The sequence below is a fragment of the Acidiphilium sp. genome (assembly GCF_049977125.1).
Taxonomy (GTDB): domain Bacteria; phylum Pseudomonadota; class Alphaproteobacteria; order Acetobacterales; family Acetobacteraceae; genus Acidiphilium.
Genome location: NZ_JBMFGY010000019.1, coordinates 40,802 through 42,034, shown reverse-complemented (window position 1 = coordinate 42,034; position 1,233 = coordinate 40,802). Strand labels below are relative to the sequence as shown.

The following is a 1,233-nucleotide window of genomic DNA, read 5'->3' as shown; positions in this document are numbered from 1 at the left end:
AAATCGTTACGATATAGCAATAAAATCGAGGAATATCGCGCTGCTCCCCAATCTCCGTCCGGTACCGGCCCCCATCACGATCTGCCCATCACGATATGAGCGTCGCCAGCTTGGCCAGGCAATCGTCCCGCGACGGCAGACATCCCTGTTCCAGCCACCACAGCCGCACCGCGGCCAATCCCGCGCCGACCGCCGGTCCCGGCATCATGCCCAGCGCGACCGCATCGCGCCCCTTGAGTGGAAACACCGGCCGCGCCATTCCGGCCAGGCGGCGGCGCAGATCCGCGCGCTCCGCACCCGGTGCGAGCCAGGTCCGATCGATCAGCGTCGCCCCCTCCCAATCGGCCAGGGCGCGGCGCAGCGCGGCGTCATCGGCATCGGTGGCGAGCAGGGGCGCTTCATGCAACCTCCCGATCCGCGCGCGCTCGGCATCCGAGAGTTTCAACCGATCCGCGATCGCCGGATCATCGGGGATCAGCGCCGCCACCCGCAGCAGCGGATCGACCGGTGCCGCCGCGCCGATCATCGCATCGAAGGCGTCGAATCCCCCCGCCTCCGGCAGCACGATCGCGAGCACCCCGCTCGTCCGCATCAGCGCCAGCGCCGCCCGCGGATCGGGCGCGACCAGAATCCGCTTGAGTTCCTGCCACACCCGCTCGGCCGAAAGCCGGCGCAACCCCTCGCGCATCGCAATGATCGCCGCAACCGCGGCCGCATCGGCCGCGCCCTGCGCATAGCGGGCGAAAAACCGGAAAAACCGCAGAATGCGCAAATAATCCTCGCCGATCCGCCGCGCCGGATCGCCAACGAACCGCACGATGCCCTGCGCCAGATCGGCCCGGCCGCCGAAATAGTCGAACACCGTCCCCGCCTGATCCATCGACATCGCATTGATCGTGAAATCCCGCCGCGCCGCATCCTCGCGCCAGTCATCGATGAACCTGACCACCGCATGCCGCCCGTCGGTCGCCACGTCACGCCGCAATGTGGTGATCTCGAACCCCTGCCCATCGACCAGCGCGGTAACCGTCCCATGCGCGATCCCGGTCGGAATCGCCCGCACCCCCGCCGCCGCCAACCGCGCCATCACAGCCTCCGGCGAGAGCGGACACGCCAGATCGACATCCGCCACCGCCCGCCCCGCCAACCGATCCCGCACCGCCCCGCCAACGACCCGCGCTTCGGGAATGACCCGCCACAACGCCGCCAACCCCGCCGGTTCCATCGGCCCCC

1 protein-coding gene is annotated in these 1,233 nt (G+C 69.3%); it reads right to left on the bottom strand.

Annotated features, from left to right (window positions below):
- Positions 1 to 88: 88 nt before the first annotated feature.
- Positions 89 to 1,225 carry a CCA tRNA nucleotidyltransferase gene (locus ACP5E6_RS05310; RefSeq protein ID WP_427952549.1) on the bottom strand — a complete coding sequence of 379 codons (1,137 nt, stop codon included), beginning with the start codon at positions 1,223 to 1,225 and terminating at the stop codon, positions 89 to 91.
- Between the last annotated feature and the right edge of the window lie 8 nt (positions 1,226 to 1,233).

Coding starts and splice junctions, on each gene's coding strand:
- ACP5E6_RS05310 (WP_427952549.1), bottom strand. CDS start 1,225: ATGGAACCGGCGGGGTTGGCGGCGTTGTGGCGGGTCATTCCCGAAGCG.